This is a genomic window from Pseudarthrobacter sp. NIBRBAC000502772 (assembly GCF_006517235.1).
GTDB lineage: Bacteria > Actinomycetota > Actinomycetes > Actinomycetales > Micrococcaceae > Arthrobacter.
On record NZ_CP041188.1, the window covers coordinates 2,209,164 to 2,234,912 of the forward strand.

Annotated in this window: 22 protein-coding genes and 1 pseudogene; 19 read left to right on the top strand and 4 right to left on the bottom strand. The window is 65.2% G+C overall.

Going from position 1 to position 25,749, the window contains the following annotated elements; all coding sequences use genetic code 11:
- Position 1 precedes the first annotated feature (1 nt).
- The 13 genes and pseudogenes from ftsW to dnaE form a co-directional block, all read left to right on the top strand.
- Positions 2-1,284, top strand: a pseudogene (gene ftsW / locus NIBR502772_RS10260) (putative lipid II flippase FtsW); the annotation flags it as partial.
- 111 nt (positions 1,285-1,395) lie between these two features.
- Positions 1,396-2,496 carry an undecaprenyldiphospho-muramoylpentapeptide beta-N-acetylglucosaminyltransferase gene (murG, locus tag NIBR502772_RS10265; protein WP_141140096.1) on the top strand — a complete coding sequence of 367 codons (1,101 nt, stop codon included), beginning with the start codon at positions 1,396-1,398 and terminating at the stop codon, positions 2,494-2,496.
- Complete coding sequence (gene murC / locus NIBR502772_RS10270) at positions 2,493-3,869, top strand: UDP-N-acetylmuramate--L-alanine ligase (protein ID WP_141140097.1); 1,377 nt, start codon at positions 2,493-2,495, stop codon at positions 3,867-3,869. Before murG ends, murC begins: the two co-directional genes overlap by 4 nt.
- Before the next feature lie 108 nt (positions 3,870-3,977).
- Complete coding sequence (locus NIBR502772_RS10275) at positions 3,978-4,844, top strand: cell division protein FtsQ/DivIB (protein WP_141140098.1); 867 nt, start codon at positions 3,978-3,980, stop codon at positions 4,842-4,844.
- Between the two features lie 187 nt (positions 4,845-5,031).
- Positions 5,032-6,264, top strand: coding sequence for a cell division protein FtsZ (gene ftsZ / locus NIBR502772_RS10280; RefSeq protein WP_141140099.1), 1,233 nt, complete (start codon positions 5,032-5,034; stop codon positions 6,262-6,264).
- Positions 6,265-6,272: 8 nt separating this feature from the next.
- Positions 6,273-6,962, top strand: a complete 690-nt coding sequence (locus NIBR502772_RS10285) for a polyphenol oxidase family protein (RefSeq protein ID WP_141140100.1) — start codon at positions 6,273-6,275, stop codon at positions 6,960-6,962.
- On the top strand, positions 6,955-7,695 hold the full coding sequence (locus tag NIBR502772_RS10290; protein ID WP_141140101.1) for a YggS family pyridoxal phosphate-dependent enzyme: 741 nt from the start codon (positions 6,955-6,957) through the stop codon (positions 7,693-7,695). The genes NIBR502772_RS10285 and NIBR502772_RS10290 overlap by 8 nt, the downstream gene beginning before the upstream one ends.
- An 88-nt stretch (positions 7,696-7,783) precedes the next feature.
- Entirely contained in the window at positions 7,784-8,314 is a 531-nt protein-coding gene (locus NIBR502772_RS10295; RefSeq protein WP_141140102.1) for a cell division protein SepF, read from the top strand.
- 120 nt (positions 8,315-8,434) lie between these two features.
- A complete protein-coding gene (locus NIBR502772_RS10300; protein WP_056342216.1) occupies positions 8,435-8,722 on the top strand; it encodes a YggT family protein in 288 nt (95 codons plus the stop codon).
- A gap of 177 nt (positions 8,723-8,899) precedes the next feature.
- A complete protein-coding gene (locus NIBR502772_RS10305) occupies positions 8,900-9,595 on the top strand; it encodes a DivIVA domain-containing protein (protein WP_141140103.1) in 696 nt (231 codons plus the stop codon).
- Between the two features lie 93 nt (positions 9,596-9,688).
- Positions 9,689-10,279 carry a signal peptidase II gene (lspA, locus tag NIBR502772_RS10310; RefSeq protein ID WP_141140104.1) on the top strand — a complete coding sequence of 197 codons (591 nt, stop codon included), beginning with the start codon at positions 9,689-9,691 and terminating at the stop codon, positions 10,277-10,279.
- Positions 10,272-11,198: an RluA family pseudouridine synthase gene (locus NIBR502772_RS10315; protein ID WP_056342205.1), complete on the top strand. Its 927-nt coding sequence runs from the start codon at positions 10,272-10,274 to the stop codon at positions 11,196-11,198. Before lspA ends, NIBR502772_RS10315 begins: the two co-directional genes overlap by 8 nt.
- 50 nt (positions 11,199-11,248) lie before the next feature.
- A complete protein-coding gene (dnaE, locus tag NIBR502772_RS10320) occupies positions 11,249-14,806 on the top strand; it encodes a DNA polymerase III subunit alpha (protein WP_104063546.1) in 3,558 nt (1,185 codons plus the stop codon).
- A 10-nt stretch (positions 14,807-14,816) separates the two neighbouring features.
- Here the strand turns inward: dnaE and NIBR502772_RS10325 are convergent, their stop codons facing one another.
- Positions 14,817-15,314 (bottom strand): flavin reductase family protein, encoded by a 498-nt coding sequence (locus NIBR502772_RS10325; RefSeq protein ID WP_104063547.1) that lies wholly within the window; start codon positions 15,312-15,314, stop codon positions 14,817-14,819.
- Positions 15,315-15,473: 159 nt separating this feature from the next.
- On the opposite strand from NIBR502772_RS10325, the gene NIBR502772_RS10330 reads away from it, so the two are divergent.
- From NIBR502772_RS10330 to nrdR, 3 genes are all read left to right on the top strand, one after another.
- On the top strand, positions 15,474-16,007 hold the full coding sequence (locus tag NIBR502772_RS10330; protein WP_141140105.1) for a hypothetical protein: 534 nt from the start codon (positions 15,474-15,476) through the stop codon (positions 16,005-16,007).
- Between the two features lie 9 nt (positions 16,008-16,016).
- Positions 16,017-17,393 (top strand): histidinol dehydrogenase, encoded by a 1,377-nt coding sequence (gene hisD / locus NIBR502772_RS10335; RefSeq protein WP_141140106.1) that lies wholly within the window; start codon positions 16,017-16,019, stop codon positions 17,391-17,393.
- 152 nt (positions 17,394-17,545) lie between these two features.
- Positions 17,546-18,052 (top strand): transcriptional regulator NrdR, encoded by a 507-nt coding sequence (nrdR, locus tag NIBR502772_RS10340; protein WP_104063550.1) that lies wholly within the window; start codon positions 17,546-17,548, stop codon positions 18,050-18,052.
- A 77-nt stretch (positions 18,053-18,129) separates the two neighbouring features.
- On the opposite strand, the gene ppgK is transcribed toward nrdR, so the two are convergent.
- Both ppgK and map read right to left on the bottom strand, forming a co-directional pair.
- On the bottom strand, positions 18,130-18,933 hold the full coding sequence (gene ppgK / locus NIBR502772_RS10345) for a polyphosphate--glucose phosphotransferase (RefSeq protein WP_104063551.1): 804 nt from the start codon (positions 18,931-18,933) through the stop codon (positions 18,130-18,132).
- 57 nt (positions 18,934-18,990) lie between these two features.
- Positions 18,991-19,869: a type I methionyl aminopeptidase gene (gene map / locus NIBR502772_RS10350; protein WP_141140107.1), complete on the bottom strand. Its 879-nt coding sequence runs from the start codon at positions 19,867-19,869 to the stop codon at positions 18,991-18,993.
- Between the two features lie 120 nt (positions 19,870-19,989).
- Here map and NIBR502772_RS10355 point away from each other — a divergent pair, with 120 nt between their 5' ends.
- Complete coding sequence (locus NIBR502772_RS10355; RefSeq protein ID WP_141140108.1) at positions 19,990-20,157, top strand: SPOR domain-containing protein; 168 nt, start codon at positions 19,990-19,992, stop codon at positions 20,155-20,157.
- Positions 20,158-20,206: 49 nt separating this feature from the next.
- On the opposite strand, the gene panB is transcribed toward NIBR502772_RS10355, so the two are convergent.
- Positions 20,207-21,112, bottom strand: a complete 906-nt coding sequence (gene panB / locus NIBR502772_RS10360; protein WP_141140109.1) for a 3-methyl-2-oxobutanoate hydroxymethyltransferase — start codon at positions 21,110-21,112, stop codon at positions 20,207-20,209.
- A gap of 264 nt (positions 21,113-21,376) precedes the next feature.
- Here panB and glnA point away from each other — a divergent pair, with 264 nt between their 5' ends.
- Both glnA and NIBR502772_RS10370 read left to right on the top strand, forming a co-directional pair.
- Positions 21,377-22,717 (top strand): type I glutamate--ammonia ligase, encoded by a 1,341-nt coding sequence (gene glnA, locus NIBR502772_RS10365; protein WP_056342417.1) that lies wholly within the window; start codon positions 21,377-21,379, stop codon positions 22,715-22,717.
- Between the two features lie 6 nt (positions 22,718-22,723).
- Positions 22,724-25,735 (top strand): bifunctional [glutamine synthetase] adenylyltransferase/[glutamine synthetase]-adenylyl-L-tyrosine phosphorylase, encoded by a 3,012-nt coding sequence (locus NIBR502772_RS10370; RefSeq protein ID WP_141140110.1) that lies wholly within the window; start codon positions 22,724-22,726, stop codon positions 25,733-25,735.
- The last annotated feature ends 14 nt before the right edge of the window (positions 25,736-25,749 follow it).

Below are 25,749 nucleotides of genomic sequence, written 5' to 3' on the forward strand. Positions count from 1 at the left end.
AATGGTCAGCACGCCCACCCGGTCGCCGGCCCCCGGTCGCGCGCCGGGAAACCCGCTTCTCCCGTAAAGTCCACCATCACCCTGCCGGACCGGATCCGGGACTGGTACCAAGCCTTCTGGTCCACGCTGGAAGGAACCGGCACCTCCAAGAACGGCTCAACGTATTACCTGATCCTTGGTTCCACGCTGGCCCTGACCGCCATCGGCATCATGATGGTGCTGTCGGCCTCCAGCGTCGAATCCATCGCTGCCGGAAAATCGCCCTACGGCGACGCCCTCAAGCAGGGAATGTTCGCCGCCATCGGCATCTTCACCATGTTCGTCCTCTCCCGCATCAACGTGGTCTGGCTGAAGCGCCTGGCCTGGCCGGGGCTGGGTGGGGCCTTTGTCCTCCTGGTCCTGGTGCAGCTGATCGGAGACGAAGTCAACGGCAACAAGAACTGGATCGACCTGGGCGGCATCACCTTCCAGCCGTCCGAGGCGTCCAAGCTGACTCTGGCATTGTGGATGGCCACCGTACTGGCCAGGAAAGGGAAGCTGCTGCGGCGCTGGCCCCACGTGCTGATCCCCGCCGTGCCGCTGGCGGGCGGCGTCATCGGCCTGGTCCTGCTGGGCAATGACCTGGGCACCGCCATGATCATCATGATGATCACTGCTGCCGCCCTCTTCTTCGCCGGAGTCCCGCTGTACCTGTTCGGGTTCGCTGCACTGGCCGCGGCCGCCGGCACGGCCGTCATGGCCATCACCAGTTCAAACCGCATGTGCCGCATCACCTCGTGGTGGACAGGCCAGTCCTGTGCCGACGGCATTGACGCCAACTACCAGGCCACCAACGGGCTCTACGGGCTCGCGTCCGGGGGCTGGTTCGGCGTTGGACTCGGCCAAAGCCGACAGAAGTACAGCTGGATCCCGGAAGCCCACAACGACTTCATCTTCGCCATCATCGGCGAGGAACTCGGCCTGGTGGGCACCGTCGTCGTGCTTGTCCTTTTTGCCATCCTCGGCGCCGCCATCTACCGCGTAGTGGTGGCGCAGGAGGATATGTTCCACCGCGTGCTGGCCGGCACCATAATGGTGTGGCTGCTGGGGCAGGCCACGGTCAACATGGCCGTGGTGACGGGGCTGATGCCGGTGATCGGCGTGCCGCTGCCGTTCATTTCCTACGGCGGTTCGGCACTGCTGATGTCGCTCTGCGCCGTGGGGGTGGTGCTCTCGCTGGCCCGCGAACAGATGGCGCCTGCCCTCAGGCCGAAGAAATTGCTCAAATTCGGCGCCAAGAAGGCCGGGGGAGCCGCAGGCCGCAAACCTGCTGGCCGGAAAACCGCCGGCACGACAACCGTTGCCCGTAAAACCGCGAGCCCCACAACAACCGCAAGAAAGCGTACGTAGCACCAGATGACTTCCCAGAACCTGTCCATTGTCCTGGCGGGCGGCGGAACCGCCGGCCACATCAGCCCCCTGCTGGCCATCGCGGCCGCCCTGCGTGCCGCCGTGCCCGGAGCGAGGCTGCTCGCTGTGGGCACGCCCGCCGGCATGGAAACCCGGCTGGTGCCCGCCGCCGGCCTGGATCTGGCCACCATCGACCGCGTGCCATTTCCGCGGAAGCCTTCCATTGACCTCCTCAAGCTGCCCGCACGGCTGGCCGGGGCGGTCAGGCAGTCCGGACGCATCCTCGACGACGCCTCGGCCGACGTCCTGGTGGGCGTCGGCGGCTACGTCTGCACACCCCTGTACCTCGCCGCCCGGCGCCGGGGAATCCCCATCGTGATCCATGAGGCCAATACCAGGCCCGGCCTGGCCAACCGGGTGGGATCGTTCCTGACCCGTCACGTGGCCACGGCCTTCGACACCACGCGCCTGCGTCACGCCCGCCATGTGGGCATGCCTATGCGGACCGAAATCTCCAGCCTGGACCGGGACACTGCCCGCGCCGCCGCGCGCGAAGGACTGGGCCTGGATCCCACCTCGCCCACGCTGATTGTGACCGGCGGTTCCTCCGGCGCCCAGAGCATCAACCGTGCGGTCGCCGCCGCCGTCCAGGACCTTGGCGCGGCGGGGATCCAGACACTCCACATCACCGGCCGCGGCAAGACGGTTTTGGGGCCCGACGGCGGCCCGCTCGCCGCGCCGGGCTACCGGCAGCTGGAGTACGTGGACGGCATGGAACGGGTGTACGCAGCCGCGGACGTGCTGCTGGCGAGGTCCGGCGCAGCCACGGTCTGTGAAGTGGCCGCAGTGGGTGTACCGGCAGTGTTTGTCCCGCTGCCCATCGGCAACGGCGAGCAGGCGCTCAACGCGGCGGGGCTCGTTAACGCCGGTGGCGCACTCCTGGTCCCGGATAAGGACTTCACCGCGCAGTGGGTGGCTGGCAAGCTCATTCCCCTGGTCACAGACCCCGGCCGCCTGGCCACCATGGCCGCCAGCTCGCGCCGCCTTGGCATCAGAAACGCCGATCAGCGCATGGCTGACCTTGTCCTGGAAGCGGTATCCGCATGATCCCCGCAAGCATCCGCAGCCAGGAGTCCCTGGGCCGCGTCCATTTCATCGGCATCGGCGGCGTGGGAATGTCCGCCGTGGCCCGCATCATGGTGGCCCGCGGCGTCGCCGTCAGCGGTTCGGATGCCAAGGACCTTCCTGTGATGGCGGAGCTGGCCGCTGCCGGCGCGAGGATCGCCGTCGGATACGCCGCAGCCAACCTGGGGGATGCCCAGACCGTGGTGGCCGGCTCGGCGATCCGTGCGGACAACCCCGAGCTGGTGGCCGCGCATGCGGCCGGACTGCCCTTGCTGCACCGCTCGGAGGCCCTGGCAGCCACCATGGGGGACGACCTCGTGGTGACCGTGGCAGGCACCCACGGCAAGTCCACCACCACCTCCATGATCACCGTCCTGCTCCAGGGCGCCGGGATGGATCCGTCGTTTGCGATCGGCGCCAACGTGCCTGCGCTCGGCGTCAATGCCGCCCACGGCACGTCAGGGGTCTTTGTGGCCGAAGCGGACGAGTCGGACGGCTCCTTCCTGAACTACCGGCCAAAGATTGCCGTGGTCACCAACGTCGAACCCGATCACCTGGACCACTACGGCACCGCAGAGGCCGTCTACGAGTCCTTCGACCGCTTTACGGCGCTGCTTCCGGCCGACGGCGTCCTGATTGCCTGCGCTGACGACGCCGGCGCAGCAGCCCTGGCAGAGCGCACGCTCGCCCGCGGCAACACCCGGGTGGTGCTGTACGGCACCTCGGAGGGGTCGGACCTGGTCCTGCACGACGGCGGCCCCGGGGACGTGGCGGTTTCCTCACCCGCCGGGCGGTTCGCCATGGACCTGCAGGTCCCGGGCAGGCACAACGCGCTGAACGCCGCCGCCGCCGTCGCCGTCGCGCTGGAGCTGGGGGTCGACGCCGAAGCTGCTGCGCGTGCCCTGGCGCACTTCTCGGGTGCTTCGCGGCGCTTTGAACTGAAAGGGGAGGCGCGCGGCGTGCGCGTCTATGACGACTACGCCCACCACCCCACCGAGGTCCGGGCCGCCCTGACGGCTGCACGGTCCGTGGCCGGCGGGCACCGCGTCCATGTTCTGTTCCAGCCGCACCTGTTCTCCCGCACCAGGGAGTTTGCCAGGGAATTCGCAGAAGCGCTGAACCTGGCAGACACCGCCCTGGTCCTGGACATCTACCCCGCGCGCGAAGATCCCATCCCCGGAGTCAGCAGCCAGCTCATCGCCGAGCACCTGTCGCCCGGCGGACGCCTGGTGGAGCCGGGCGGGGCGGTTGCTGCCCTTACGGACACCGCCGGGCCCGGTGACATCATCCTGACCGTCGGGGCAGGGGATGTCACGGCCTTCGGACCGCAGATCGTGCAGGCTCTCGGTGGGTAGTCCGCGCCGGCCCACCTACGCTTCACCGGGCAGGCGGCAGCCACCCGCGCCAGCGGAACCGGAGGTCATCTCTGCCTCCAAACGTGCCCCCGAGGCGGACCCCCGTGTTTGCCCGACCGCAAGAATGCGAAGGACGCCGGCCGCAAACGGTCAGCGGACAAGGGGACCGCGGACAGGGCGCCGGCAGACAATGCCCCGGCAAGCAAGGTGCCGGGGGGCAAAGCTCCTGCGGGCAGGACGCCGGCGGGCACCGACAACGTGCTGGCCTTCCCGGAGCCGCCCGGAAAACGCCTCAGGCGGAACATCCTGGTGACCCTGGGCACTGTCCTGGCGTTGGTCTGCGCGCTGCTGGCCGCCGCAATCTTTTCGCCGGCACTCGCCGTAGGCACCGTCTCTGTCTCCGGGACCCGGCTCGTAACCCCCGAACAGGTGCAGGCCGCACTGGAACCCCTGAAGGGCAAACCCCTGCCCCAGATCAGCGATGAGGAGGTCAGCCGCCTCCTGGCGCCGCTCGTCCAGATCAAGTCCGTCTCCACCCAGGCACGCCCGCCGTCCGGGTTGGTGGTCCAGGTTTTGGAGCGGGTCCCGGTGGCCCTGGTCAAACAGGGTGAGCAGTACCAGTTGGTGGATGTGGACGGCGTGGTCCTCGCCAGCCCTGCGGACCCTGCCACGGTGGCCCTGCCCGTGATCGACGGCGGCGCGGGAACCATCGGCAAGGACCTCTTCCAGGCCACCGCAGCGGTCCTCGGTGCACTCCCGCTGGACGTGCTGTCGAAGCTGTCCAACGCGTCCGCCCAGTCCGTGGACGCCGTGGAGCTCAAACTGGTGGACGGTCAGACCATTATTTGGGGGAATGCGGGGGAGAAGGAGCTCAAGGCCAAGGTGCTTGAAGCCTTGCTCAAAGTTCCCGCGGACCCGAAGAACCCCGTCCGTGTGTACGATGTGAGCGCGCCCCGGCATCCGGTGACGCGCTGAACGCTTTATTTACCCGGTATTCCCGCGACACGCGGCTCCGGTTATTGAATGTCCGAACCATAGGAAATAGCGTTCCAGACATGAGTTACTTGACATAACTATAACCTTCAACTCGAAGGTTAAGGTTCGAAGCTTCAAGCCCGACTCCACAGTTTTCGCAATAGGACACGAACAAGGGACACGTAACGTGGCAGCTCCGCAGAATTACTTGGCCGTCATCAAGGTCGTCGGCATCGGCGGCGGTGGCGTGAACGCAGTCAACCGCATGATCGAGGTCGGCCTCCGGGGCGTTGAATTCATCGCCATCAACACAGATGCCCAGGCGCTGCTGATGAGTGACGCCGACGTCAAACTCGACGTCGGACGTGAGCTGACCCGCGGGCTCGGTGCAGGCGCCAACCCCGAAGTGGGCAAGCAGGCTGCGGAGGACCACGCCGACGAAATCGAAGAGGTCATCCGCGGCGCGGACATGGTGTTTGTGACCGCCGGCGAAGGTGGCGGCACAGGCACCGGCGGCGCCCCTGTGGTGGCGCGCATCGCCCGGTCCCTCGGAGCGCTGACCATCGGTGTGGTGACCCGCCCGTTCACGTTCGAGGGCCGCCGTCGTGCGGGTTCTGCAGAGGCGGGCATCGACGCCCTCCGCGACGAAGTGGACACGCTGATCGTCATCCCGAATGACAGGCTTCTGTCCATCAGCGACCGCAACGTCTCCGTCCTGGACGCTTTCCGTTCCGCTGACCAGGTCCTGCTGTCCGGTGTCCAGGGCATCACGGACCTCATCACCACCCCCGGCCTGATCAACCTCGACTTCGCGGACGTCAAGTCCGTGATGCAGGGCGCAGGCTCCGCGCTGATGGGCATCGGCTCCGCCCGCGGTGAAGACCGTGCGGTGAAGGCTGCCGAGCTCGCCATTGCATCGCCGCTGCTGGAAGCCTCCATCGACGGCGCCCATGGTGTCCTGCTCTCGATCCAGGGCGGTTCCGATCTCGGCCTGTTCGAAATCAATGAAGCTGCCCGCCTGGTCCAGGAAGTGGCCCACCCCGAAGCCAACATCATCTTCGGTGCCGTGATCGACGACGCACTCGGTGACGAGGCCCGGGTCACGGTCATTGCCGCCGGTTTCGACGACGTCAAGGCCACCTCTCCCTCCATGGACCAGTCGCAGCCGCAGGTTGCGCCGCAGCGGCCCGCAGCGGCACCCGCACCGGCTCAGGCCCCCACCTCGGGTGGCAGCCACCAGCACAACGTCCAGCCGGTCCACGCCGGAGTCGGCGCGTCGGGGCTGAGTAACTGGGGCCAGCAGCGCCCGTCGTCGGTCCCCGCCGACTCAGGTTTCGACGTCGACCTGCCCTCGGTAGTGGAGCCGGACCTCTCGGGCAACCGCGTCGATGACCTGGATGTCCCCGACTTCCTGAAGTAGGGCCCGGGTTGTTCTATTGGCGGGCCGAAGTGTCTGCTGGCGTGAGTGTGGCGTTCACAGACACCCAGGCCGGCAATCTTGCCCTGCACGTCGGGGACAACGCCGCTGATGTTCTCCAGCGCCGGGAGGCGCTGGAGAACGCTGCCGGCCTAACCCGTGGTTCCCTCCGGTTCATGGAGCAGGTCCACGGCACTGCGGTGGAAATGATGGAGCCGGCCACGCCAGCGCCGACCGCCGATGCCATGGTGTCGCGGGGGCTGCCGCTTGCGGTGATGGTGGCCGACTGCATCCCGGCGGTACTCGTAGGGGAAGGACCAGACGGTCCGGTCCTGGCCGCCGTGCACGCCGGCCGCCCGGGGATAGAAAACGGTATTCTCCCGGCGGCAGTGGAGCGGATGCGCTCAGCCGGGGCCACCGCCATCCGTGCCTGGCTGGGCCCGTCAATCTGCGGGCGTTGCTATGAGGTGCCCGCCGAACTGCGCGCCCAAGTAGCTGCCCAGGTGCCGGCGACATGGGCTGCCACGTCCTGGGGCACGCCCGCACTGGATCTCCCAGCAGGGGCGAAGAGCCAACTTGAAGCTGCCGGTGTCGTCATCGAATATGCGGGTCCGTGCACGCTTGAAAACGAACAGCTTTTCTCTTACCGCAGGTCCAACACCACAGGGCGCTTCGCGGGACTGGTGTGGTCGCATGAATGAGGGCACTGTGGAGGACAACGCCGGACGGATGGCTGATCTGGCGGAGCGCCTCGCCGCCGTGCAGCGTCGTATTGATGCGGCCGTCCAGGATGCAGGCCGGGCGGGGGAAGTGCCCACGCTGATTGTGGTCACCAAGTTCCATCCGGCCGCCGACATCAGGCGCCTGGCTGCCCTTGGCGTCCGTGACGTCGGCGAGAACCGGGATCAGGAAGCCTCCTCGAAGGCGGCCGAACTGGCGGGCCTCGGACTTAACTGGCACTTCGTCGGGCAGCTGCAGAGCAAAAAAGCGAAATCCGTGGTGAAGTATGCCCATGCGCTCCATTCAGTGGACCGGCTGGCCCTGGTTGATGGCCTCGAGCGTGCCATCGCCGCGGAACAGGACCGGACGGGCCGGGGGGCCCTGGACTGTTTCATCCAGGTCAGCCTCGACGACGACGCCGGCGCGCATCGCGGAGGCGTGGCCGCGGCGGAGGTACCACTCCTGGCCGAGCGGCTGGCGGCTGCGGCAGGACTGGAACTGGCGGGCGTTATGGCTGTCGCCCCGTTGGGCACCAGTCCTGAGGCGGCGTTTGAAAAGCTGGCAGCCATCTCGGCGGCCTTGGTAGCGGAGTATCCCGGTGCAACCGCCATCTCGGCGGGCATGAGCCAGGACCTGGAAGCGGCCATCCGTTTCGGTGCGACACACCTGCGAATCGGTTCCGATATTCTCGGATCGCGTCCTGACGTGGGGTAGCGTCGAACCCATAGGAAGTGAATGGCGGGGGATTCAAGGCTGTCAAGTCATTGGGCGGCCCGCCTACGGACACGATTAGGAGTCGACCATGGCCGGCGCTCTGCGCAAGACAATGATCTATCTTGGGCTCGCCGATGGCGATGAACACTACGAGTCCGAGCACACCACAACACGTAAGGACGAGGACGATTCGATGGAAGTTGACCGCGAGGAACGCCGTGCACCGGCAACCGTCCGCGACGTCAGCCGAGAGTCATCACACGCCCCCGAAGAGGAATACCGCGCACCAGTGACCCCCATCAAGCGTGCGGCCTCAAGCCGCGAAGAACCGTCCGGGCTTCGGCAGATCACCACGATCCACCCGCGGTCCTACAATGACGCCAAGCTCATCGGTGAGAGTTTCCGGGACGGCATCCCCGTCATCATGAACGTCACCGACATGGGCGAAGCGGACGCCAAGCGTCTCGTGGACTTCTCGGCCGGCCTGGTTTTTGGTCTCCGGGGCAGCATCGAACGCGTCACCAACAAGGTTTTCCTGCTGTCACCGTCGTACATTGAGGTCATTGGCGATGACAAGAAGGTCAGCGAGACGCAGGCCAGCTTCTTCAATCAAAGTTAGCCCTGAGCTTATTCCGGATGCCAGACAGGTACACCTGTCTGGCATCTGTGCTGAAATAGACAAGAAACATTGGCAGGGCACCGCGGTATCCGGAATGGACATGGAGATATGAGTTAAGTCATGGGAATTGTTTTCGGACTTGTCTATATCGCCCTTTTGCTGTTCTTCGTGGCGCTGATCATCCGGCTGGTCTTTGACTGGGTCCAGATGTTTGCCAGGGAATGGCGTCCGCGTGGTGTCGCCCTCGTGGTGGCCCACACGGTGTACTCGATCACCGATCCGCCCCTCAAGGGGCTCCGGAGGCTGATCCCGCCGTTGAGGCTCGGCGGGGTGACTTTGGACCTCGGGTTTCTGGTCCTGTTCATCGCCGTCAGCATCGCGATGGCGGTCACCAGGGGTTTCGCGTAATCTTCGACAAGACCTAGCGGCGCAGGCGAAGTTCCTGGAATGGGAACTCCCTCTGAGCCGCGAAGAAATCTCCGGTTTGACACCCAGTGTTGAATTAGAGGAACCAGACAATATTTAGGTACCGTAGTTTTGACGGCCGGAAGGCCTACTGACTAACTAGACCAATGAGGTGACCAGATGGCTTTGACGCCAGAAGACGTTGTCAACAAGCGCTTTCAGCCGACCAAGTTCCGCGAAGGCTACGACCAGGATGAAGTTGATGACTTCCTGGACGAGATCGTTGTGGAACTCAGGCGCCTGAACCAGGAGAACGACGAGCTCCGCAAGAAGCTTGCAGAATCAGGTTCCGGTGTGCCGGCCAGCTCCGCTGCGTCCGCCCCGGTGGTCGAGAAGGTTCCCGCACCCGTCAAGGCTGACAAGGTTGAGTCCCCGGCGAAGGCCGAGGTCGAGGCGAAAGCTCCCGACGCCGCCAAGAAGAAGGAAGCCGAGCCGGTAGCACCTGTTGCGGCCGTCCCGGCTGCTGCGCCCACCGCAGCCAACGGAAGCACGGTTTCGGCCGAGTCCGCTGCCGGACTGCTCGCCATGGCGCAGCAGATGCACGACCGTCACGTCGCCGACGGTCAGTCCCAGAAGGACAAGATCATCGCAGAGGCCCAGATCGAGGCCAGCAGCCTGGTCAACGATGCCCAGGAGAAGTCCCGGAAGATCCTCGGCGCCCTCGAGCAGCAGCGCTCCGTCCTGGAACGCAAGGTAGAGCAACTCCGCGGCTTCGAACGCGACTACCGCTCACGCCTGAAGGCCTACATTGAAGGCCAGCTGCGCGACCTTGACGCCCGCGGTTCCGTGGCGGCACCTGAGGTTGAAGCGAACTAGTTCGTCAAGCACGTATTCTGAGAACCGGTGGCTGAGGATTCCTCGGCCGCCGGTTTTTGGGATTTAACATCGGTTTTACAAAATGAAAGCACCATGACTGACCACCTCGCCGCTGACGCCGCAAACCCTTCTCATTCATCGGCCCGCCCCCGGCGGGCACTCCTGCTCTCGCTCTTTGCCGGTTTTGCGGTCTTTGCGTACGTCCTGGACCAGCTGACAAAACTCTGGGTGACGTCCACGATGGTGGAGGGTGAACGCATCCCGGTGCTTCCGCCGCTCCTGCACTGGTACTTCATCCGCAATTCCGGCGCCGCATTTTCGATCGGGGAAAATGTCACGTGGGTGTTCTCCATCATCATGGCCGGCGTCTCCATCGCCATCCTGTTCCAGGTGCGCAAGCTGGGTTCGGCCTGGTGGTCGCTGGCACTGGGTCTGCTCCTGGGCGGGGCCCTGGGCAACCTGACGGACAGGCTCTTCCGAGAGCCCTCGTTCGGCATGGGGCACGTGGTGGATTTCATCCAGCTGCCCAATTTTGCGATCTTCAACATCGCCGACTCCGCGGTGGTCTCAGCGGTGGCCATCATCTGCATCCTCACGCTTAAGGGGATCGCCCTTGACGGTTCACGCCACGTCGCGGCGCCACGGGGAGAGGCAGCACAGCCGAAGGACACGGACGGTGTCTGAGCGTGTGGTGGTCGCCGACGAATTCGGCGGAACGCGGGCGGACGCAGGGCTCGCCAAGCTGATGGGGATTTCCCGGTCAATGGCCGCGACCCTCATTGCTGAAGGCAACGTGGTGAGCCGCGGCAAGAAACTCGGAAAGTCCGCGCGGTTGGTTGCCGGCGATGTCCTGGAAGTGACGGTGCCTGAACGACGGGACCCGCTCGAAGTGGTGGAGGAAGTTGTGGAAGGCCTGAAAATCCTGTTGGACGACGACGAATTTGTCGTTGTGGACAAGCCGGTGGGCGTTGCCGCGCATCCGTCGCCCGGCTGGGTAGGGCCCACGGTAGTCGGCGGTCTCGCCGGAGCCGGCTTCCGGATCTCGACGTCGGGTTCCCCCGAACGGGTGGGGATCGTGCACCGGCTTGACGTCGGCACGTCCGGGGTGATGGTGGTGGCCAAAACGGAGCGCGCCTATACGGCCCTGAAGCGGGCCTTCAAGGAGCGCACCGTGGAGAAGGTGTACCACGCGGTGGTCCAGGGGCTCCCGGATCCGCTGGAGGGCACCATCGACGCACCAATCGGTCGCCACCCCGGACACGACTGGCGTTTTGCCGTGATCGAAGACGGCCGGCCGTCGATCACGCACTATGAGGTCCTGGAGGCTTTTGGCAAGGCCACGCTGGTGGAGGTGCACCTTGAGACCGGGCGTACACACCAGATCCGTGTCCATTTCTCAGCGTTGCGGCACCCATGCGCCGGAGATCTTACCTACGGGGCGGATCCTCGGCTCGCCGCCACACTGGGCCTGACCCGGCAATGGCTCCATGCCCGGCAGCTCGGCTTCGACCACCCGGTAACGGGGGAGCGCGTGACCGTGACCAGCGAATACCCGCAGGACCTGGCCTTTGCCCTCGAAGTCCTGGAGTCCGGGGAGGCCTAGCGGCTGGGTCGCTGGGCCCTTGGCGGTCCGCCAGCGCTTAGAATGGTGCGGTGACTTCCAGCAATGCCTCGTTCGTCCATCTCCACAACCACACCGAATACTCCATGTTGGATGGCGCAGCCCGCCTGGGTGAGCTCTTCAACGAGACTGAACGCCTCGGGATGCCGGCTCTGGCCACCACCGATCACGGGTACCTTTTCGGGGCTTTCGACTTCTGGAAGCGCGCGACGGACCAGGGGATCAAGCCGATTATCGGCGTCGAAGCCTACGTCACCCCCGGCACCGCACGGACGGACAAAAGCCGTGTCCGCTGGGGCGAGGAACACCAGCGCAAGGACGACATCTCCGGCGGTGGCTCCTACACCCACATGACGCTGCTGAGCTATAACAACGTCGGCATGCGCAACCTCTTCCGGGCCTCGTCCATTGGCTCGCTGGACGCAGTCTTCGGCAAGTGGCCACGTTTGGACCGTGAGCTCCTGAACACATACTCCGAAGGCCTGATCGCCACTACTGGCTGCCCTTCGGGGGAGGTCCAGACCCGGCTGCGGCTGGGCCAGTACCGCGAGGCCATGGAAGCCGCCTCGGAATTCCGGGACATATTCGGTGCGGAGAACTATTTCTGCGAACTGATGGACCACGGCCTGGACATCGAACGCCGGGTCACAGGGGACCTGCTGCGGCTGGCCAAGGACCTCAACCTGCCGCTGGTGGCCACCAACGACCTGCACTACACGCACGAACACGATGCCAAGGCTCACGAGGCCCTGCTTGCCATCCAGTCGGGTTCCACGCTGCTGGAGCCATCGTATGACAACGGCGGTTCCCGCTTCGCGTTCTCCGGCAGCGGCTACTACCTCAAATCCCCGCAGGAGATGCGGGAGCTGTTCAGGGACCACCCGGATGCGTGCGACAACACCCTGCTGATCGCCGAGCGCTGCGATGTCTCGTTCAACACCGGTGCTAATTACATGCCGCGGTTCCCGTGCCCGCCGGGCGAGGACGAGACATCCTGGCTGGTCAAGGAAGTTGCCACCGGACTGGAATACCGGTACCCGGGCGGTGTCCCGGACAAAGTCCGCACCCAGGCGGACTACGAGCTCGAAGTCATCACCTCCATGGGGTTCCCGGGTTACTTCCTGGTGGTGGCCGACTTCATCAACTGGGCGAAGAAAAACGGCATCCGCGTCGGTCCGGGCCGTGGCTCCGGAGCCGGCTCCATGGTGGCGTACGCCATGCGCATCACGGACCTGGATCCGCTCCTGCACGGGCTGATCTTTGAACGCTTCCTCAACCCGGACCGTGTGTCCATGCCTGACTTCGACGTTGACTTCGATGACCGTCGGCGGTCCGAGGTCATCGACTATGTGACCCGGAAATACGGCGACGAGCGCGTGGCCATGATTGTCACATACGGCACCATCAAGACCAAGCAGGCACTGAAGGACTCCTCCCGTGTGCTGGGTTACCCGTTCAGTATGGGCGAGCAGCTGACCAAGGCGCTCCCGCCGGCCGTGATGGCCAAGGACATCCCGCTCGCCGACATCCAAAACAAGGACTCAAAGCGCTACAGCGAGGCCGGTGACTTCCGCCAGCTGATCGCAACTGATCCCGAGGCCGCCAAGGTCTTCGAGACGGCTCTCGGCATTGAGGGGCTGAAGCGCCAATGGGGCGTGCACGCTGCCGGCGTCATTATGTCCTCGGACCCCATCATCGATGTCATCCCGGTCATGCGGCGCATCCAGGACGGCCAGGTGATCACGCAGTTCGACTACCCCACCTGCGAGGGCCTGGGCCTGATCAAGATGGACTTCCTCGGCCTGCGGAACCTGACGATCATTTCCGACGCCCTGGAGAACATCAAGCTCAACCGCGGCCTGGACCTGGACCTGGACAGCCTGGCCCTGGATGACGTGGCCTCCTATGAACTGCTGGCCCGTGGCGACACCCTGGGCGTGTTCCAGCTGGATGGCGGCCCCATGCGCTCCCTGCTGAAGCTGATGAAGCCTGACAACTTCGAAGACATCTCCGCCGTGCTTGCGCTCTACCGGCCCGGTCCCATGGGCGCCAACGCGCACACCGACTACGCGCTGCGCAAAAACGGGATCCAGGAAGTCATCCCGATCCACCCCGAACTCAAGGAACCCCTTGCTGAAATCCTCGGCGGAACCTACGGCCTGATCGTCTATCAGGAGCAGGTGATGGCCGTAGCCCAGAAGCTCGCTGGCTATTCCCTCGGGCAGGCAGACATCCTGCGGCGCGCCATGGGCAAAAAGAAGAAATCCGAGCTGGACAAGCAGTTCGCCGGATTCTCCCAGGGCATGCAGGACAACGGCTATTCCATGGCCGCCGTCAAGACCCTGTGGGACATCCTGCTGCCGTTCTCCGACTACGCCTTCAACAAGGCCCACTCCGCCGCCTATGGCGTGATCTCCTACTGGACCGCCTACCTGAAGGCGCACTTTGCGCCGGAATACATGGCTGCCCTGCTGACGTCGGTCGGTGACGACAAGGACAAATCGGCAATCTACCTCAACGAATGCCGGCGCATGGGGATTACCGTGCTGCCGCCGGATGTGAACGAATCCGCGCTGAACTTCACCCCGGTAGGCACCGACATCCGCTTCGGCATGGGCGCCATCCGCAACGTAGGGGTCAACGCCGTCGAAGCGATGGTGGCCGCGCGCGAAAAGGAAGGCGCCTATACGTCCTTCAAGGACTACCTCATGAAGGTCCCCGCCGTGGTCTGCAACAAGCGGACCATTGAATCCCTGATCAAGGCCGGAGCCTTCGATTCCCTCAACCACCACCGGCGTGCGCTGGCGATGATCCATGAAGAGGCCATCGACTCCGTCATCACCCTCAAACGAAACGAAGCGATCGGCCAGTTCGATCTCTTCGCCGGTTTCGAGGAGGCCGAATCCGAAGCGTCGCTGAGCATCGAGATCCCTGACCTGCCGGAATGGGAGAAGAAGGACAAGCTCTCCTTTGAGCGGGACATGCTCGGCCTGTATGTGTCGGACCACCCGCTGCAGGGCCTGGAAGGACTCCTCAGCCAGCACGCGGACCAGTCCATCACCTCGATCATCGGCGAAGACGGGCCGCACGACGGCGCCATCATTACGATCTCCGGCATGATCACCTCACTTAGCCGCAGGATCGCCAAGGCGAGTGGCAACGCCTATGCCCGTGCCGAGATCGAAGACCTCGGCGGTTCGATGGAGGTGATGTTCTTCGGCCAGGTCTACGGCCCTATCGCCTCGGTCCTTGCCGAGGACCTGATCGTGGTGGTCAAGGGTCGCCTGCAGCGACGGGACGACGGTGCCGTGACGCTGAACTGCATGGAACTGTCCGTTCCGGACCTCAGTGAAGGGACCAACGGCCCCGTGCTGATTTCGATGCCCACCCACAAGGCAACCGAAGCTGTTGTCACCGAACTGGGCGATGTGCTTCGGAACCACCGGGGGAACTCTGAAGTCCGGCTGCACCTGCAGGGGGACGCCCGGACGGAAGTCATGGGCCTCCCCGTCCATCTCAGGGTCAACCCCAGTCCGTCATTGTTCGGTGACCTGAAGGTGCTCCTGGGCCCAACCTGCCTGGATAACTAGGACCCGATAGTTAGATCTCGTAGTCCAGCGGGACCGGCTGTCCATAGCCGCCGGCGTGGTACAGGAGCGGCGAACCGTCGTCGCCCACTTCGCCGTCCACAACTTCAACCACCACCACGGCATTGTTCTCGAAGGAGAGCCGCATCTGGATCTTGCCGATCAGCCAGCCCGCGACGTCTTTGAGGATCGGGACCTCGTGCGGGCCAAGTTCCCAGTGGTCCCCGCCGAACCTGTCCTTGGTGCGGGCGAAACGGTCCGCCAGCGCCTGGTTTTCCAGGCCCAGCATGTGGACGCCGAGGTAGGTGGCATTGGCCACGGCCGGCCAGGAACTTGAACTGCGGGCCATGTTGAAAGTGAACCGCGGCGGCTGTGCTGAAAGTGACGCCACGGACGTGGCGGTAAAGCCGTAGGGCTCGCCCTGGTAGTTCACGGTGATGATGGCGACCCCGGCAGCATGCCGCCGGAACATTTCCTTGAAGGTGCCCTCGAACGGCGTCTTGTCTGTCATCTTGAGAATTGCTCCCTGAAAAGCAGGCTGGAATGGACTCTTCCTTAAGGGTATTAGTCCCCGTCGGAGAGGGAGCAATCGCTGGACCCGGCACGTCATCTGTCAAGACTGCCCACGTCGTTTGATCGGTCATGCCCGACCTTTGTTAAGGTTTATTTCATGAGACAACACATCAGCCGCCGGTCGTCCCGGCTGCCGTGGAAATGGTTTGCCGCTGCTGCTGCCGGTGGCGTTCCCGTCGGCCTGCTGTGGTGGCTGCTCGCGCCAGGGGGGATGAACCTGATCACGCGCAACCCCGCCCTGGCCGACGGGACCAATCCGGAGGTGTGGCTGCTCAGGGACCTCACCCTTGCGGGGCTTTGTGTGTTCGCAGGGTGCCTGGTGGCTGTCTTCCTGACCGATAAAGGCGGCCGCGATGCGCAGGCGGCCTTCCTCCTGGGACTGGCCGGCGGACTGGGCGGCGCCCTGATCGCGTGGCTGACCGGCGTCCTTGCGGGCCAGCTGTGGGGCGGCCCCGCAGATACATCTGTCAATGCCAGCGTCGCGTTCTCGCTCCGGTCCCTGTCCGTGCTGATCCTGTGGCCAGCCGCGACTGCCACGTCCGTGTTTGTCCTGAGCCTGATAAACCTGCTCAAGAGCGGGCCTGGGAGTGCGGGCACGCCGGTAGCCGAAGGCAACGCGCCCGGCGCGTAAAATGGACCGGTGACCATTTCTCCTGAACTTCCCGCCACCCCGCCTGCCGCCGCTGTCAACTTCCGGACGGTCGACCTTCGGGGCAGGGACCTGACGCTTGCCGGTTTGCGCGCCGCTGTTCCCCGTGCCCGGCAGCACACCGTGGCGGATGCGGAACAAAAGGTGCTGGATATCATCAAAGCCGTCCGCGAGGACGGCTTTGCAGCCCTCAGCGACCTGGCACTCCGTTTCGACGGAGTCCAGCAGGTCCACCCCCGCGTCCCGGCGGCCTCGTTGGCCCGGGCGCTGGCTGAACTGGATCCGGCGGTTCGCAGCGCATTGGAAGAATCCATCAGCCGGGCCCGGCGCTTCGCGGACGGGCAGCGGCCGCGGGATCTCGACGTCGAACTCGGCGACGGTGCGCTGGTGAGCCAGAACTGGGTGCCGGTATCGCGGGTCGGCTTGTACGTCCCCGGCGGTCTCGCCGTCTATCCGTCGTCGGTCATCATGAATGTTGTCCCGGCGCTGGCTGCGGGAGTGCAGTCCATTGCCCTGGCATCGCCGCCGCAGAAGGACTTCGGCGGCCTCCCGCACCCCACCATCCTCGCGGCAGCGGCCCTGCTCGGCATCGACGAGGTCTACGCCATCGGCGGGGCCCAGGCCATCGCTGCGTTCGCTTATGGAGTACCGGCGCATGACTCCGGGCCGGCGCTGGAGCCCGTTGATGTAGTCACGGGTCCGGGAAACATTTTTGTGGCTACGGCGAAGCGCCTGGTCAAAGGTGTGGTGGGAATCGATTCCGAGGCGGGGACCACCGAAATCGCGATCCTGGCTGATTCAACGGCGCAACCTGGCCTGGTGGCGGCAGACCTGATCAGCCAGGCGGAGCACGACCCCCAGGCGGCTTCCGTGCTCATCACGGACTCGGAGGACCTGGCCGCGGCGGTCCGCTCCGAACTGGACCGGCAGGCGGCCGGCACCAAGCACTCCGCGCGTGTATGCCAGGCGCTCTCCGGCCCGCAGTCGGGAGTTGTCCTGGTGGAGAACCTGGAGCAGGGCATCGCCGCCTGCGACGCCTACGCCGCTGAACACCTTGAAATCATGACCGCTGACGCGCCGGCGGTCGCTGCCCGGATCCGGAACGCCGGGGCGATCTTTGTGGGGGACTACAGTCCTGTCAGCCTGGGCGACTACTGCGCCGGCTCCAACCACGTCCTGCCCACCAGCGGGACCGCGGCGTTTTCCTCCGGACTGAACGTCACCACTTTCCTGCGCGCCATCCAGGTCATCAACTACAGCCGGGCCGCGCTGCAGGAAGTCAGCGGCCACATTGTGAGCCTGTCCGGTGCCGAGGACCTGCCGGCGCACGGTGAAGCGGTCACGGCACGCTTCCGCGAGGCCCGCTGACGCCGCCGGCCTTGCGGGGCCGGCTGCGGGCACCACTACATGTGGTAATTACAGGATTGTTATTCCGCTACATGTAGTCGTAAACTGAGAGACGGAGAGGTCCGCCGGGGCCGGAAACATCGGCGCCGGAAGACATCGAGGGAGAGGACACCATGTACTGTCCATTTTGCCGCAATCCGGACTCCCGCGTTGTGGACAGCCGGATGGCCGACGACGGCTCGGCCATCCGCCGCCGCCGGCAGTGCCCGGAATGCGGCCGCAGGTTCACCACCGTGGAAACCACCAGCCTTTCGGTGATCAAACGCTCCGGAGTGGGCGAACCCTTCAGCCGCAGCAAGGTCATCAACGGCGTGCGCAAGGCATGCCAGGGCCGGCCGGTCAGCGAAGACGACCTGGCGCTCCTTGCCCAGGAGGTGGAGGAGCAGATCCGGGCCTCGGGCGCGGCCGAGATCGACGCCCATGAAGTCGGCCTGATCATCCTTGGTCCGCTGCAGAAGCTAGACCAGGTGGCCTACCTGCGTTTTGCCAGCGTGTACCAGGCCTTCGAATCCCTTGAGGACTTCGAGACGGCCATTGCCCTGCTCCGCCACGAGTCTGTGGAAGAAGGCACGCAACCCGCGGCGGCGCCCGCGAAGAGCTCCGAAAAGAGCCCCCTGTAAGCTCCGGTGGTGGCCGCGGAGGGGAAGCCGCCGCCACCACCGGCACCCGCTGCCTCTCGGCACCGGGCAGCTACATGCTATTTTGTGAGCTTGTGCTTAATGGCAATTTCGACGGCGGCACCGACGATCCCGGCCTCATTCTTGAGTTCGGCCGGCACGATCCGGGTGCGCAGTTTGAGGTGCGGCAGGTATTCGTCTGCGCGCTTGGAGATGCCACCTCCCACGATGAACAGCTCGGGCGAGAACAGGAATTCCACGTGCGAGAAGTAGCGCTGCAGCAGCACGCTGTATTCCTCCCAGCTCAGTCCGTCCCTTTCGCGGGCCACGGCTGAGGCTTTGCTTTCGGCGTCAAAGCCGTCGATTTCCAGGTGCCCCAGTTCTGCGTTGGGGACGAGGCGGCCATCGAAGATGAATGCTGAGCCGATTCCGGTGCCCAGGGTGATCACCAGGACAGTGCCATCCACCCCCTGACCCGCACCAAAACGGGCCTCCGCCAGCCCGGCGGCGTCGGCGTCGTTAATGACCTCCACCGGGCGGCCAAGGCGTGCGGTCAGCAAAGCATCAATGTCGGTATGGAGCCAGGTCTTGTCCACATTGGCCGCCGAATGGACCACGCCATGCTGGATGATGCCGGGGAAGGTGACGCCCACGGGCGAATCCGCGGCCGGAGCCTCCGGGCGGCTTGACAGCTCGGCAACCACCTGCGCCACGACGTCGGCTACAGCGGCAGGGGTGGCGGGCTGGGGCGTAGGCACGCGGAACCGCTCACCCAGCAGCTTGCCTTTTTTCAGGTCGACAATGCCGCCCTTGATTCCCGTACCGCCGATGTCAATGCCGATCAGCGGGGCGTTCTTGTGCGACTTCTCGTCCTTCTTGGCCAATGTTGTTCCGTTCGTGGCAGGGCGGCAGGTCGGCCGGGCGGCTGACCGGAAAAAACTTCAGGGGAGCGTGAGGATTTCGGCGCCGGATTCTGTCACCAGCAGTGTGTGCTCAAACTGGGCGGTCCGCTTGTGGTCGCGCGTGACAACTGTCCAGTCGTCCTCCCACATGTCCCACTCGATGGTGCCGAGGGTCAGCATGGGTTCGATGGTGAACACCATGCCGGCCTCGATGACTGTGTTGTAGGCCGGCGCTGCATCGTAGTGGGGGATGATCAGGCCCGTATGGAACGCTTCGCCCACGCCGTGGCCGGTGAAGTCCCGCACCACGCCATAGCCGAAACGCTTGGCGTAGGACTGGATGGCCCGGCCGATCACGTTGATCTCCCGGCCGGGAGCCACGGCTTTGATGGCCCGGTTGAGGGATTCCCGGGTGCGCTCCACCAGCAGGCGCGACTCCTCGTCGACGTCGCCCACCAGGAAGGTGTGGTTCGTGTCGCCGTGGACTCCGTTGATAAAAGCGGTGATGTCGATGTTGAGGATGTCGCCGTCCTGGACCACGGTGCTGTCCGGGATGCCATGGCAGATCACTTCATTCAGCGACGAGCACAGGGACTTCGGGAACCCGCGGTAGCCAAGCGTGGACGGGTAGGCCTTGTGGTCCAGCAGGAATTCGTGACCCACCTTGTCCAACTGGTCGGTGGTTACGCCGGGCCTGATGTGCTTGCCCACCTCAACGATGGCCTGTGCGGCGATCCGGCTGGCGATCCGGATTTTCTCAACGGTCTCGGCAGATTTGATCTCGGAGCCGGTGAACTTGGCCGGGCCGGGCTTGCCTACGTATTCCGGGCGCGGGATGGACGCGGGAACGGGGAGCTGCGGGCTGACGGTTCCGCGGGTAAGGGTGCCGGTGGGTGCAGTCGAGGCTAGGGAAGGCATAGATTGATCATATAAGGCACCGCATTAGGCCAAGTAACTGGAAGCCCCAAGCTGTCCGCATCCACGTTTAAGTTACGTGGATCACCGCAGGGCCCCCGCCGGCTGGAACGAGGAGGACCGATGACTGAGTACTGGTACAACGTGAACACCCACGAGGTGGAAGAGGACGCGCTCTCAGACTGGAGCCAGCTGATCGGCCCCTACAAAACGCGTGAAGAGGCCGAACACGCTCTCGAAAAAGTCCGGGCCCGCAACGAGGCCTGGGACAAACAGGACGACCAGGACTGACGTGCGAGGGCCCCCCGCGAGCTTGCGAGCCTGGGGAGCGCGTCAGCTGCTAGAAGGAGTGCTCCGGTCCGGGGAACTGACCTGTTCGGACCTCATCGCCGTACGCCTTCGCCGCGTCACTGAGGGTAGTGCGCAAGTCGGCGTACTGTTTGACGAACTTCGCCATCTTGCCGCCGCGGAACCCGGCCATGTCCTGCCACACCAGCACCTGCCCCGTGGTGGCGTTGCCGGCGCCGATCCCCACCGTCGGCACGCCGACCGCCGCGTCAACGGCGGCCGCAGTGTCGGCCGGAACCATTTCCATCAGGACAGCGAACGCCCCCGCCTCCACCAGCGCCACGGCGTCGTCAATCAATCGCTGGGCGTCATCCCCGCGGCCCTGGACCCGGTATCCGCCCAGCGCGTGTTCACTCTGGGGGGTGAAGCCGATATGGGCCATCACCGGGACGCCGGCCTGGACCATGGCCCGGACGGTTTCCGCGTAGTATTTTCCGCCCTCGATCTTGACAGCATGGGCCAGCCCCTCCTTGAGGAACCGGACACCTGTTTCCACACCCTGCTGCGCCGAGACTTCATAACTGCCGAACGGCAGGTCTGCCACCACCAGGGCACGCTTGGCGGACCGCGCCACGGCGCGGCAGAGGGGCAGGAGTTCATCCACTGTGACCGGCAGGCTGGTCTCGTTGCCGAATACGTTGTTGGACGCCGAGTCGCCGACCAGGAGGACCTCGATGCCGGCCTGGTCGAAGATCTCCGCGCTGTACTGCTCGTAGGCGGTCAGCATGGCGAAGCGTTTGCCGTCCCGCTTGGCCTGCTGCAGGTGGTGGATACGCACCCTGGGTGCGGGCTTCGCGTTCACTTCCGACGACGGCGGCTGCACCGGTGCAGGTCCGTTTCCGTACGGTGCGTGTACTTCAGCGGACGCGCTTGACTCAGAGCTATTGGTTGAGGCCATGGCAAGAGCGTAATGCGGCAGCAGCAGTCCTAGCCACCGCAGACGGGCTGGCGGACCGTGATCCGCGTCATATTCGTGTGCTCGCCAAGGGCATTTTTGCCACCTGCGGGCGCGGCCGTCAACGGTTGCTGTGTTAACGCTGTGTTACGTGCGGCGCCGTCGCCCGCATTGGAGCCGATTGCTTAGTAAAGTGAAGGTGAACTGCTGCCGGCTGCCGCTTCCGCGGACCCGGGGCATGAACGATTGACCGGAGAAGAGGCCATCATGGACCGCCAGCAAGAGTTTGTCCTGCGCACAATCGAGGAGCGCGACGTACGGTTCGTACGTTTGTGGTTCACCGACGTCGTAGGTTCACTCAAATCTGTGGCACTTGCCCCGGCCGAGGTTGAAGGTGCGTTCGAGGAAGGGCTCGGTTTCGACGGTTCAGCCATCGAAGGCCTGGCACGCGTGTTCGAATCGGACATGCTGGCGCAGCCGGATCCGTCCACGTTCCAGATCCTGCCGTGGCGTGGCGAGACCGAACAGACCTCGCGTATGTTCTGCGACATCCTGACTCCGGACGGCGAACCGTCGGCCGCGGATCCGCGCAATGTCCTCAAGCGCACGCTGGCCAAGGCTGCGGACATGGGTTTTACGTGCTACACGCACCCGGAGATCGAGTTCTACCTCCTCAAGTCCCAGCAGCCCGGGCCCGACGGTGCTCCGGTACCCGTTGACGAGGGCGGCTACTTCGACCACGTTCCCGGCGGCGTGGCGCAGGATTTCCGCCGCACGGCCGTGACCATGCTGGAATCCGTGGGCATTTCGGTTGAGTTCAGCCACCATGAAGCCGGTCCCGGCCAGAACGAGATCGACCTGCGCTACGCGGACGCCCTGCAGACCGCGGACAACATCATGACGTTCCGCACGGTGATCAAGGAAGTGGCCCTCCAGCAGGGAACCTACGCCACATTTATGCCCAAGCCTTTCACCGACCACCCCGGCTCCGGGATGCACACGCACTTCTCGCTGTTCGAGGGCGACACCAACGCTTTTTATGAGGCGGGCGCCGAATTCCAGCTGTCCAAGACGGCCCGCCAGTTCATCGCAGGCATCCTGAAGCACGCTCCCGAGTTCACGGCTGTGACCAACCAGTTCGTAAACTCCTACAAGAGGCTCTGGGGTGGCGGCGAAGCGCCCAGCTACCTCAGCTGGGGCCACAACAACCGTTCGGCCCTGGTCCGCGTCCCGCTGTACAAGCCCGGCAAGGGCCAGTCGGCCCGCATCGAATACCGCGGCATCGATTCGGCAGCGAACCCCTACCTTGCCTACGCCGTCCTGCTGGGGGCCGGGCTTAAGGGGATCGAAGAGGGCTACGACCTGCCCGCCGCAGCAGAGGACGACGTCTGGTCACTGAGCTCCGCCGAGCGCCGTGCCATGGGTCACGACCCCCTGCCCGCCAGCCTTCACGATGCCATCCGGTCCATGGAGGACTCCGAACTGATGCCCCAGATCCTCGGCGAGCAGGTCTTCGAGCACTTCCTGCGCAACAAGCGTGCCGAATGGCAGGACTACCGGCTCCAGGTGACGCCCTACGAGCTGCAGCGCAACCTCGGCATTCTCTAAGCGGCGGTGAGCCTCGCACGCCGCCTCATCTCAGCCGGCTTCAGTGACCTGGAGAAGGGTGAGCGCTTCCTTGCTGCCCCGGAACTGGACGGCTTGGACCCGGACAGGATTTTCGCCGGCCTGCAAATGGCCGCCAACCCCGACACCGCACTGCAGTCACTGGTGCGGCTGATCGAAAAGCACCCCGGTCTCCGGGAGCTGGCCGCGGCCGATCCGGAGGTCAGCGAGCCGCTCTACCGGGTGCTCGGGGCCTCCGAAGCGCTGGGGGAATTCCTCATCCGGCACCCTGAGCACCTGGACGCCTTCGACGTCACGGCCAGTCCCGAGCCACTTCAGGCAGACCCGGAACACCTCCGCTCTGTCCTCCTGAAATCCGTTCTCGCGGAGCCCGGGTCAGCACGGCCCGTGGCGGGAATGACCGGAGCCGACGCCTATGCCGCGCTGCGGTCGGCCTACCGCCGCGGGGTGGTGGACCTGGCGGTCAAGGACATGTGCGCTGCTGACCCATTGGACTTTATGCCCGCCGTCGGAGCTGAACTCGCTGACCTGGCAGGGGCCGCGATCGAAGCCGCACTGGCAGTTTCCCGTGCCGAGGCTGCCGAGCAGTTCAGCGCCAGGGAGGTGGCCGCCGTTGGCCTGGCCGTCATCGGGATGGGCAAATGCGGAGCGCGGGAACTGAACTATATTTCCGACGTCGACGTCATCTACGTGATCGACGCCGGCGACCTGGACGACGCCCGTGCCAGTACTATCGGCACGGCCTTGGCCACCGGTATTTCCCGGGCGATCTCCTCCGTGGCGCGTGAACCCGGCCTCTGGGAAGTGGACGCCAACCTGCGGCCGGAGGGCAAGTCCGGCCCACTGGTCCGAACCTTGGCCTCACACGAAAGCTACTACGCCCGCTGGGCCGAGAGTTGGGAATTCCAGGCGCTCCTGAAGGCGCGGACCATCGCCGGTGACAAGGACCTGGGGGAACGCTACGAAAAAGCCGTGGCCCCATTGATCTGGAGCTCCGCGGGCCGTGAAGGGTTCGTGGAGTCCGTGCAGGCGATGCGCCGAAGGGTTACCGAGCATATCCCGGCGGCGGAGGAACAGCGGCAGATCAAACTCGGCCGCGGTGGCCTACGGGACGTGGAGTTCACCGTGCAGCTGCTCCAGCTGGTGCACGGAAAATCCGACGAAACCATTCGGCGCAGGGATACCACCGCGGCAATAGCGGCACTCTCGGCCGGAGGCTACATCGGCAGGTCCGACGCCGCCGCTTTCGATCACGCATACCGGTACCTTCGCCTCCTGGAACACCGCATCCAGCTCTTCCAGCTCCGGCGGACACACCTGATGCCCATCAGCGAAGCTGCACAGCGCGCCCTCGCAAAGGCAGTGCTTAGCCCCTTCTCCAATGACAGGCCGCCGCCGGCTTCGCTGCTGGCCACCTGGCAGAAAACCAAACGCTCCGTCCGCGAACTGCACGAACGTATTTTCTACCGTCCGCTGCTTAACACTGCTGCCAAACTCAGCAGCGAGGACGCCAGACTGACACCGGAGGCTGCCCAGGGCCGCCTCGCCGCGCTGGGCTATCGTGACCCGCAGGGTGCCATGCGGCATATCGAGGCACTCACCGCCGGTGTCAGCCGGCGGGCAGCCCTGCAACGCCAGCTGCTGCCCGTCCTGCTGGACTGGCTCGCCGAAGGTGTTGATCCCGACGCCGGGCTGCTCGCGTTCCGGCGCGTCAGTGAGGCCCTTGGCACCACCCACTGGTATCTGGGCATGCTCCGGGATTCCACAGCGGCGGCTGAACGGCTATGCAACGTGCTCTCGAACTCACGCCTGATTGCGGATCTTTTAGAGGTTTCGCCGGAGTCGGTGGCGTGGCTGGGCACCAACAAAGACCTCGTGCCGCTGGGCTTCGACGCCCAGTGGCAGGAGATCGCGTCCAAAATGTCGCGCCACTCGGACCCGGAAAACGCCATCAGGCTGATCAGGCTCATTAGGCGCCGGGAGATCCTCCGGATCGCGATCGCCGATTCTGCCGGGCTTCTCAACCAGGACCAGGTGGGCGCGGCGCTGGCTGACACAGACCGGGCAGCTGTGCTGGGCGCGCTGCGCGTGGCCGAAGGCATCGTCTCTGCTGCGGGACCGCTCAAGACCGCGGTATTGGTGGTGGCGATGGGCCGCCAGGGCGGCCGCGAGATCGGCTACGGCTCCGACGCCGACGTCATGTACGTGCACCGCGCGTTGCCGGGCTATACGGACGAGGAAGCGCAGGATCAGGCGGCCCGGATTGTCGCCAAGGTCTCCAGCCTGCTCACGCAGCCGCTCAAGCCGGCCATCATGGCCGAGCGGGTACTGCAGATGGACGCGGATCTTCGGCCCGAGGGCAAGAACGGGGCAATGGTCCGCTCGCTCGATTCGTTCGCCGAATATTACCGCCGGTGGTCGTTGATCTGGGAAGCGCAGGCGCTGCTGCGGGCCCGGCCGATGGCGGGCGACGATGCCCTGGCCGAGGACTTCCTGGCCCTCATCGACCCCATCAGGTACCCGGAGTCGATTTCGGAGCAGGACGTCCGGGAGGTTCGTAGGGTCAAAGCGCGGGTGGAAGCGGAGCGGTTGCCGCGCGGGGCGGATCCGGCACGCCACGTGAAGCTTGGCCGCGGCGGACTGAGCGACGTCGAGTGGCTGGTGCAGCTCCTTCAGCTCCAGCACGCGGCCAAGCACCCGGAACTGCGGACCACATCCACGGTGGAGGCCCTGGAAGCGGCGGCTGCACTGGACCTGCTCACCGGGCCTGACGCGAAACTGCTGGCCGACGCGTGGCGGCTCGCCAGCCGGATCCGGTCCGCCAACGTCATCTGGAGCGGCAGGGCGTCGGACACACTGCCGTCCGCACGCGGGGACCTTGAGGCGGTGGCACGCTGGTGCGGCTACGAACCTGGCAACGCGGCCGCCCTGGAAGAGGACTACCTCCGCCTGAGCCGGCGGGCCCGGGCCGTGTTCGAGAGGGCCTTCTACGGCCATTAGCGGCTGTCCGGGTC

Excerpts from the sequence above, each read along its gene's own strand:
- murG (WP_141140096.1), top strand. The coding sequence starts at position 1,396 with ATGACTTCCCAGAACCTGTCCATTGTCCTGGCGGGCGGCGGAACCGCC.
- murC (WP_141140097.1), top strand. The coding sequence starts at position 2,493 with ATGATCCCCGCAAGCATCCGCAGCCAGGAGTCCCTGGGCCGCGTCCAT.
- NIBR502772_RS10290 (WP_141140101.1), top strand. The coding sequence starts at position 6,955 with ATGAATGAGGGCACTGTGGAGGACAACGCCGGACGGATGGCTGATCTG.
- NIBR502772_RS10295 (WP_141140102.1), top strand. The coding sequence starts at position 7,784 with ATGGCCGGCGCTCTGCGCAAGACAATGATCTATCTTGGGCTCGCCGAT.
- NIBR502772_RS10300 (WP_056342216.1), top strand. The coding sequence starts at position 8,435 with ATGGGAATTGTTTTCGGACTTGTCTATATCGCCCTTTTGCTGTTCTTC.
- NIBR502772_RS10305 (WP_141140103.1), top strand. The coding sequence starts at position 8,900 with ATGGCTTTGACGCCAGAAGACGTTGTCAACAAGCGCTTTCAGCCGACC.
- lspA (WP_141140104.1), top strand. The coding sequence starts at position 9,689 with ATGACTGACCACCTCGCCGCTGACGCCGCAAACCCTTCTCATTCATCG.
- NIBR502772_RS10325 (WP_104063547.1), bottom strand. The coding sequence starts at position 15,314 with ATGACAGACAAGACGCCGTTCGAGGGCACCTTCAAGGAAATGTTCCGG.
- NIBR502772_RS10330 (WP_141140105.1), top strand. The coding sequence starts at position 15,474 with ATGAGACAACACATCAGCCGCCGGTCGTCCCGGCTGCCGTGGAAATGG.
- nrdR (WP_104063550.1), top strand. The coding sequence starts at position 17,546 with ATGTACTGTCCATTTTGCCGCAATCCGGACTCCCGCGTTGTGGACAGC.
- map (WP_141140107.1), bottom strand. The coding sequence starts at position 19,869 with ATGCCTTCCCTAGCCTCGACTGCACCCACCGGCACCCTTACCCGCGGA.
- NIBR502772_RS10355 (WP_141140108.1), top strand. The coding sequence starts at position 19,990 with ATGACTGAGTACTGGTACAACGTGAACACCCACGAGGTGGAAGAGGAC.
- panB (WP_141140109.1), bottom strand. The coding sequence starts at position 21,112 with ATGGCCTCAACCAATAGCTCTGAGTCAAGCGCGTCCGCTGAAGTACAC.
- glnA (WP_056342417.1), top strand. The coding sequence starts at position 21,377 with ATGGACCGCCAGCAAGAGTTTGTCCTGCGCACAATCGAGGAGCGCGAC.